The sequence below is a fragment of the Brevibacillus sp. MS2.2 genome (genome assembly GCF_013284345.1).
GTDB classification, from domain to species: Bacteria; Bacillota; Bacilli; order Brevibacillales; family Brevibacillaceae; genus Brevibacillus; species Brevibacillus brevis_C.
Genome location: NZ_JABSUZ010000022.1, coordinates 86028 through 93888 on the forward strand (window position 1 = coordinate 86028; position 7861 = coordinate 93888).

10 protein-coding genes and 1 pseudogene are annotated in these 7861 nt (G+C 46.5%); 7 read left to right on the forward strand and 4 right to left on the reverse strand.

Going from position 1 to position 7861, the window contains the following annotated elements:
- Positions 1-8 precede the first annotated feature (8 nt).
- Positions 9-935 (forward strand): ADP-ribosylglycohydrolase family protein, encoded by a 927-nt coding sequence (locus tag HP568_RS19415; RefSeq protein WP_048031565.1) that lies wholly within the window; start codon positions 9-11, stop codon positions 933-935.
- A gap of 67 nt (positions 936-1002) precedes the next feature.
- Here the strand turns inward: HP568_RS19415 and HP568_RS19420 are convergent, their stop codons facing one another.
- Positions 1003-1521, reverse strand: a complete 519-nt coding sequence (locus HP568_RS19420) for a DUF3231 family protein (RefSeq protein ID WP_173629970.1) — start codon at positions 1519-1521, stop codon at positions 1003-1005.
- A 140-nt stretch (positions 1522-1661) separates the two neighbouring features.
- Complete coding sequence (locus HP568_RS19425) at positions 1662-2018, reverse strand: DUF2512 family protein (protein ID WP_048031567.1); 357 nt, start codon at positions 2016-2018, stop codon at positions 1662-1664.
- 255 nt (positions 2019-2273) lie between these two features.
- Here HP568_RS19425 and HP568_RS19430 point away from each other — a divergent pair, with 255 nt between their 5' ends.
- A complete protein-coding gene (locus HP568_RS19430; RefSeq protein ID WP_048031568.1) occupies positions 2274-2792 on the forward strand; it encodes a DUF2179 domain-containing protein in 519 nt (172 codons plus the stop codon).
- Between the two features lie 78 nt (positions 2793-2870).
- On the opposite strand, the gene HP568_RS19435 is transcribed toward HP568_RS19430, so the two are convergent.
- Entirely contained in the window at positions 2871-3857 is a 987-nt protein-coding gene (locus HP568_RS19435; RefSeq protein WP_173629971.1) for a TBP-associated factor 9 domain-containing protein, read from the reverse strand.
- Positions 3847-4425, reverse strand: coding sequence for a sigma-70 family RNA polymerase sigma factor (locus HP568_RS19440; protein WP_173629972.1), 579 nt, complete (start codon positions 4423-4425; stop codon positions 3847-3849). Before HP568_RS19440 ends, HP568_RS19435 begins: the two co-directional genes overlap by 11 nt.
- A gap of 186 nt (positions 4426-4611) precedes the next feature.
- On the opposite strand from HP568_RS19440, the gene HP568_RS19445 reads away from it, so the two are divergent.
- The 5 genes and pseudogenes from HP568_RS19445 to HP568_RS29855 all read left to right on the forward strand — a co-directional run.
- Positions 4612-5340, forward strand: a complete 729-nt coding sequence (locus tag HP568_RS19445) for an amino acid ABC transporter ATP-binding protein (RefSeq protein WP_048031571.1) — start codon at positions 4612-4614, stop codon at positions 5338-5340.
- A 32-nt stretch (positions 5341-5372) separates the two neighbouring features.
- Positions 5373-6221, forward strand: a complete 849-nt coding sequence (locus HP568_RS19450) for a transporter substrate-binding domain-containing protein (RefSeq protein WP_048031572.1) — start codon at positions 5373-5375, stop codon at positions 6219-6221.
- A gap of 96 nt (positions 6222-6317) precedes the next feature.
- Positions 6318-6971 (forward strand): amino acid ABC transporter permease, encoded by a 654-nt coding sequence (locus HP568_RS19455; protein WP_048031573.1) that lies wholly within the window; start codon positions 6318-6320, stop codon positions 6969-6971.
- A 15-nt stretch (positions 6972-6986) separates the two neighbouring features.
- A complete protein-coding gene (locus tag HP568_RS19460; RefSeq protein WP_048031574.1) occupies positions 6987-7637 on the forward strand; it encodes an amino acid ABC transporter permease in 651 nt (216 codons plus the stop codon).
- Positions 7638-7713: 76 nt separating this feature from the next.
- Positions 7714-7861: pseudogene (locus HP568_RS29855) on the forward strand (sensor histidine kinase); the annotation flags it as partial.

The window sequence follows — 7861 nt, forward strand, 5'->3', positions numbered from 1 at the left end:
GGATAGGTGTGGAACTGCGTGACCGCTATGTGGGAAGTTTGCTAGGGTTGGCCATTGGAGATGCACTCGGCACTACTATAGAATTTCGCAAACCAGGTACCTTCGAGCCGCTTACAGAAATGGTCGGGGGAGGACCATTCGATTTAAAGCCGGGGGAATGGACGGATGATACGTCGATGGCGCTGTGTCTGGCTGAGAGCTTGATTACGAAAAATGGCTTCGATCCAGTTGATCAGATGAACCGATACGTAGCCTGGTTTCGAGAGGGTTATATGAGCTGCAAGGATCACTGCTTCGATATCGGGAATATTACCAAAGAAGCGCTGTGGCGTTTTGAGCAGACAAAAAATCCGTTCAGCGGATCTGACCATCCGATGTCGGCAGGGAATGGCTCCATTATGAGGCTAGCACCTGTCGCGCTCTATTATGCCAATCAACCGGAACTCGCTATTGATTACTGCGCGCAAAGTTCTCGTACTACACACGCGACGGCAAAGGCAGTAGACGGCTGTCGTTTTTTCGGGGCATTGCTCCTTGGGGCTCTACAGGGTATTTCCAAAGAGGAGTTGCTTGTTGATTCGTTCTCTCCTGTAGCCGATCTATGGGAAAAGCAACCGCTTGATCCTGATATCGCCCGTGTCGCGAATGGCTCCTACAAAGAGAAAACAAGAAAAGAGATCAAAGGATCAGGGTATGTCGTCGATTCGCTTGAAGCGGCGCTTTGGGCTTTTTATTCCAGTAGTTCTTTTGAAGAAGGCTTGTTCCTAGCGGTAAATCTCGGAGATGATGCGGATACGACGGGAGCTGTCTACGGTCAATTGGCAGGTGCTTATTACGGAGTAGAGGGTTTGCCCAAACGGATGCTTGCGCTGTTGGCCAAGCGAGAATTGATGGAGGAGTTCGCGCGGAAATTGTACGAGCAAGCTACCCGCTAACCGACAAAAAGGAACGTCTTATAAAAAACGACAAGCACTACCCATCAGGCAGTGCTTATCCTCAAGTTTAGGCATGGACAAGTTCTGGCGCTTGCATATGAAGGGGCGGCGGAACTAACCAGCCTTTTTCTTTTAAAATGCGCAGCAATCTGAGGCCAAATTGAGCTTTTGCAACATGGTACTGACCAAACAGCATCCCGATGTCTTCCCGGATGGATTGAGCCATTATTTGACTGCAAGTAAGCAGACCGGCTGCAATGTCCCTTGATACACCGGTAGCAATTTCAGGGTCGCTGATACGAGCACCGGCAGGAATGCTCTCCAAATTAGCTACAGGGCGATCCGGTGGTGTAGGAGGTAATCCAATGCCGTTGGCTTTGAGTAATTCCTCAAGCTGTTCTACTTCTTGTTTCATGCCTCGCGTAATGTCTTCGAGGAAGCTTTTCAGGTCATGATCACCAGTATGGTTGATCGCTGTTTGATAACTAGCAAGCAAGCCCTTTGTCGTTGCCAGATACATCCATACTCCAAATACCTCGCCATAATGCATGGGTTCATTTTGTGGATTGCCTGATAAAATCCCCATTAGTGTCCTCCCGGTACTTAGTAAAGTTTTTAGATCCATTTGGGTTCTCCTAACTTTGTGATGTAACCCAATGATAAGGTTAGCAAAGGGGGATGGATATATCCCCTTTTCGGAAGATACACATAAAGGGTAATCAGGTGCTATTTTCCAGGTTCCTTGTTAATGCGATTGTTGTCGTAAATCCCCAAAAAGCGATGGTACACAAGTTCTGCTACACCTAAAAGGGCTACCGTAATCATTAACTCTCCAAAGCTTAGTGGCCAATCCATCCATCTGGCAACTATCCATAAATAAAAACCAGCGATTACGGCATCTGCAATTGTAGCCGTAATATTATTGGTAGCGCGCAATATCAATTGATCTCCAATCAGGTAAGCGATGACGCTTAAGCCCAGCGCCGTTAAAATAGCGGAAGTCCAAGATGTATTTGCAAACCACCATAAACAAGCGACAACAATAATGCCGTTAACAGCAGCTTTGATTAAAAATCGAGTCATTTTTTATTCTCCTTTAGAAATACTCAGTATGTAAGAGTTCCTATGTGAAACAAGCTTACTTTTTTACAAAATAAAAAGGATTATACACGCAAGGCCCAAACAAATCAGTCATCGCATGAAAGAGCATTGAACTAGTTTGTTTATTTTTTCCTGTAGACCCGAATTTTACCGCTGTTATAAAAATACCTTCAATAATATGATTATCACGATTACAAAATCATCATGGTACCCGGTCTGGGTGGGGGTAGGAGAGCAATGGGCTTGGCGTTTGTTTTGATCATCATCGGGATCAACATTTTGTACGTTTCATTTTTTACGCTGCGACTACTGATGGTGATCAAGGGCTATCGGGTGTTGGCATCCCTAGTGGCGATGGTGGAAGTATTCGTGTACTTAAAAGGGTTGGAGATTGTACTGGACAACCTGGACAATCCGATCAATCTCGCAGCCTATTGTATCGGTTGGGGAATGGGTGTATTCATCGGGAGCAAGATCGAGGAGTATTTGGCCTTGGGCTATGTCACACTGCAAGTTGTTGTGGATTCCGTTGATTTGGAGGTTCCTGCGAAGCTGCGAGAACACGGCTTTGGCGTTACTTCCTGGGTAGCAGAGGGACGCGACGGACATCGACTCATGATGCAAGTGTTGACGAAGCGCAGCAACGAGAAAAAGCTGTGGAACCTCATTCATGAGATCGCACCAAAAGCATTCGTGATCTCTTTTGAGCCGAAACATTTGAAGGGCGGCTTCTGGGTGAACCGCCTGCGGGGATAATCTCTTCTGACGACAACAAAAAAGCAGCCAGTCCTCTTTTGCGAAGACAAAGCAAGAGAGGGCTGGCTTTTCGTATTGTTATTGCTGGCTTGCTTGTGCAGCCTGGAGCAGCATTTCTTTAGAAACGGTTGGCGAATCGGTAGCTACCCGATACATAATCGGTTGCTCTCCATCTTGATCCAACCAAGACAGCTCTTGATACTGACCGGATTCGCTAAACAAGAACTGGTCGTTTTTCGTGTAATGCGCTTTTTTTCCGCTGACAGTTGCTGCGTCGTATTTCGTTGTTTCTGGCGTGCTCAATTGTACATCTAGCTGTTCTTTCGGGAATTTCTCTACCGTGACAAAGATGCGTTCTTTTTGCTCGTTCTCATACAGGCTCGTATACGCCTCGATAGGAGAAGTTGCTTGTGGAACGACTTTCCATACGACTTTTTTACCTGTTTCCTTGCTTTCTTCTTGAAGCTCATGCAGCCACTGCTGTCCTTCTTGGCCCATCATGACACCGTAGGGGGTACCTTGTTTACCCTCAAGGAATAAAAAGCTGTCAGGAAGCTCGTGTGGCAAGGCATGTGAGAGAGAAGCTTCTTCACTGAGGACGGTGGTCCATGCTTTCCAATCTTTCACGACATCCGGCTTTTCTATGCCGATCATGGGGTTTTGTTGAAAGAGAGGGTGTTTCTCTTTTTCCAGCGCTGCGAAATAGACGAGGGCGGTCTCGCCTGTTGCCAGTTTGTTCTCTACGTTTGCCAATTCCAGTCGTATTTCTTTAGGCGTGATTTGCGTCAATGTAAAATCCTTCCGTGCTTGAACCTCCATACGGACAGAGCCTTCATCAATTTTGTACAACAAGCTGTGTGTGGCATAGCCAAAACCAGTCGTGAGGGCGAATGCTGCTGCAACATGTACCAGCTTTGGACGAAAGCGCATGCCTTTATGCAAACGCCATTTGCCAGCCAACTCACTTTTGGCAATTCGTTCGATTTTGCTGTCCAGTGAAGGATTAATGTGTAGCCACCCTGCTGCCTGTTCATACTCTTGTCTCAACTTTTTCTCAATGAACATGAAAAGATGCCTCCTCACGATTGATTCGTTGCTCAAAATGCTCTCTCAACTTTTTCATCGCCAAGTGATGTCTCGATTTCACCGTTCCAAGCGGGATTTGAAGAATTGCGGCAATTTCCTCCAAGGAACAGTTTTGATAGTAACGCAGTACGACGATTTCCTTGAGCTTGAAGGATAATTTCTCTACGGCGGGAATGACCTCCAGCTCATCACTGATAGCCCCCAGCTTATCCTCCATCCCTGCGACAGGTGCTTCGTAGCCTTTTTCCTTTACCCGCTCCAGCAGGCGGAATCTTCGCCAGATGCTTCGATTCCAGTTGCGAACCTGCCGCACAATCAATCCGTTGAACCATGGGATAAAGGGCTGCTCTACATCGTACCTGTCGATGCTTCGAATCAACTCTACGTACACTTCACTCATCATGTCGTCTACATCCTGTTTGTGCGGCGCAAGAAAATAGATCAGGTTGTAGGCGTACGTACGAGTTGCTCGATAAACTTCTTGAAAAGCTTCTTCCTCTCCTTGGCGCATCCGGATGAGCCAAGGCTTTACATGTTCCTCTTTCATAGGCCGGCCTCCATTCAGGTCTTACATGATATATTGGCTCTCATTTGCCTGGTAGGTTCACTTCGTTTTTTTATTGTGTGTTATTAGAAAATTGTAAACAGAAAAACTTTTCTTTGTCTTTTTCAGTAGTTTTGAGTAGTTCGACATTAGTATACAAAATAAGACATAGAGCAAGGGGGAATCTGGTTGATCAGTTTTCATCAAGTAAATAAACATTACGGAAGTTTTCATGTCCTCAAGAACGTCAACCTGCATATCAACCAGGGAGAAGTCGTCGTGGTCATCGGCCCGTCAGGATCGGGTAAAAGCACGATGGTTCGCTGTATCAACAGATTGGAAACGGTTACAAGTGGAGAACTGGTGGTAGACGGGGTGAAAGTGAACGATAAAAACACCGATATCAACAAGCTGCGTCGGGACATCGGCATGGTGTTCCAGCACTTCAATCTATACCCGCACAAGACCGTATTGCAAAACATTACGCTGGCACCAACCAAGGTACTCGGTGTATCGCAGAAGGAAGCCGAAGAAACCGCTCTCTACTATTTAGAAAAGGTAGGGATTCCGGAAAAGGCAGAAATGTTCCCAACGCAACTATCTGGCGGTCAACAGCAACGCGTAGCGATCGCACGCGGACTGGCCATGCGACCAAAAATCATGTTGTTTGACGAACCGACCTCTGCACTTGATCCCGAGACGATCGGCGAAGTGCTCGACGTCATGAAGAAGCTGGCGAAGGAAGGTATGACGATGGTGGTCGTGACGCACGAAATGGGCTTTGCCCGGGAAGTGGCAGATCGCATCGTGTTTATGGATCAGGGAACGATTCTTGAAGATTCTACACCAGAGGAGTTTTTCGCAAGTCCGCGTGAAGAACGTGCGCGTTTGTTCTTGAGTCGGATTTTGAATCACTAAAAAAGAAAACGATAGAGAAAAGGGGAATTCAGATGAAAGCAAACAAGCTTTGGAAAAAAGTAGCAGGTATGGGTCTCGTTCTTATGCTAAGCGCAACGGCGTTGGCAGGCTGTGGTGGGGGTACTACAGCAGAAGGCGGCGCAAAAGGTACACCAGCAGCAGGTACAGGCACATTGGCAAAAATTAAAGAAAGAGACAAATTCGTAGTCGGAGTTAAGTACGACCTGAACTTGTTCGGCTTGAAAGACCCGGCAACCGGAAATGTAGAAGGCTTCGATATCGATATTGCGAAGGCAATTGCGAAGAAAGTACTCGGGGACGAAAATAAAATCGAGTTGAAGGAAGTAACCTCCAAAACGCGTATCCCGATGCTGAAAAACGGAGAAATTGACGCGATCATCGCAACGATGACCATTACAGAAGACCGTAAAAAAGAAGTAGACTTCTCTGACGTGTACTTCCTGGCAGGTCAATCTCTCTTGGTGAAAAAGGATAGCTCAATCAACGGTCTGAAAGACATGCAAAAAGGCATGAAAATCGTGACCGCAAAAGGTTCTACTTCTGCGAAAAACATCAGAGCGAGCGCTCCTGATGTAGAAGTACTGGAATTCGAAAACTACGCGGAAGCCTTCACAGCACTCAAAGCTGGTCAAGGTGACGCGCTGACAACTGATAACGCTCTCCTGTACGGTATGGCGAAGCAAGATCCGAACTACCGTGTAACAGAAGAGACCTTCACCGAAGAACCATACGGTATTGCAATCAGCAAGGGTGACGCTGAATTCGTGAAAACCGTGAACGATCTGCTAAAAGAAATGAAAGAAAACGGTGAATACGACAAGATTTATGAAAAATGGATCGGAACAAAACCTAAAAAATAATGCGGTTCGACTCCATAAAGAATGAGCGGTTCACTCTGCCGCTCATTCCCTTATATTCCTAACAGAATTTTGCACACAAGGGGGATCGCATAAGAGATGATCGATTTTTCTATCTTGTTTGATCACATGGATATGTATCTCGAAGGCTTTTGGAACACCTTGCAGGCGAGCCTGCTTGCTCTCGTCGGGAGCTTTGCACTGGGGACGCTCTTTGCGATCTTTCGGATTTCTCCGATTCGACCACTCAAGTGGATCGCTACGGCTTACGTTGAGTTTGTGCGTAATATCCCGCTCATTCTCGTTGTTTTCCTCTTTTTTGTGGGCTTACCGGCAATGGGTATCGTGCTGGAGCCTTTCATCGCAGGTACGCTCGGCTTGACAGTGTATACGGCAGCATTTATCGCGGAGACAATCCGCGCAGGTATTCTGGCGATTCCAAAAGGACAGACAGAAGCTGCTCGTTCCTCAGGATTGACGTACGGACAAACGATGCGCTATATCATTTTGCCGCAAGCGATCAAGGTCGTTATCCCGCCAATGGGCAACCAGTTTATCAATCTCGTAAAAAACTCCTCGGTATTAGGTGTGATTGCAGGTCTTGACCTGATGTACTTTGGAGACCTGATCGCGGCTGATACGTTTGTTACCTTTGATGTGTACATTTTTGTAGCTGTTTTCTATCTGATTCTGACCCTTCCGTTGAGCGCGTTCGTCAGTTATTTGGAGCGACGCTTGGCTGGAAGCCGCTAAGAAGGAGGGGACATCATGGACTTTATCGGAGCTTATGCGCCCAGTCATTTGACCTTCCTGCTCGAAGGCTTTTGGGTCACTTTGCAGGTCGCTTTCTTGTCAATTGTCCTCAGCTTTTCCATTGCGATTATCGTAGGTGTTTTACGTTACGCAAAAATTCCTGGAGTTTCACAAGTCCTCGGGACAATCGTAGAACTGGTTCGCAATTTGCCGCTCTTGTTGATTATTTTCTTTACGTATTTTGCTCTCCCGGAAGTGGGAATCAAGCTGGACAAGTTTTGGGCTGCTGTTCTGGCATTGGTTATTTTTGAAGCAGCAATGTTGTCGGAAATCGTGCGAAGCGGTTTAAATTCGGTCGAAAAAGGACAGATTGAAGCTGCACGTTCTTCTGGTCTGAATTATGTCCAGACCCTGTGGCATGTTGTTCTTCCACAAGCTCTCAGAAGAATGGTTCCGCCGATTGTGAGTCAATTCATTTCGCTCTTGAAGGATACGTCGCTGGCCGTCGTAATCGCTTTGCCAGAGCTGATGAACCATGCGCAAATCATCAATGGACGCAATGTTAACTACGTCATCCCGACCTTCCTGATGGTGGCAGTGATGTACTTTGTCGTCAACTACGCGTTGTCAGTCGTCTCCAAGCGATTGGAAAACAAGCACGCTTAAGTGTTCTATCTTTGCAGATCTCCGATTCTTAGTAAAATAAGAATAGGAGATCTTTTTCCGTACGAAAGGAGCAGCTATGCGAGAACGCCTTTTGATCCTGTTTATTATCATGCTGGCAACTGCTTTTTTTGGAGAAATGAAGGTAAACCCCGTAGGAGGGTCTTTTCGTTTTTCCTTGGGCATCGCTGCTTTCTTTTTCGGGTTGTTGTGGTTTTCGTCCGTAC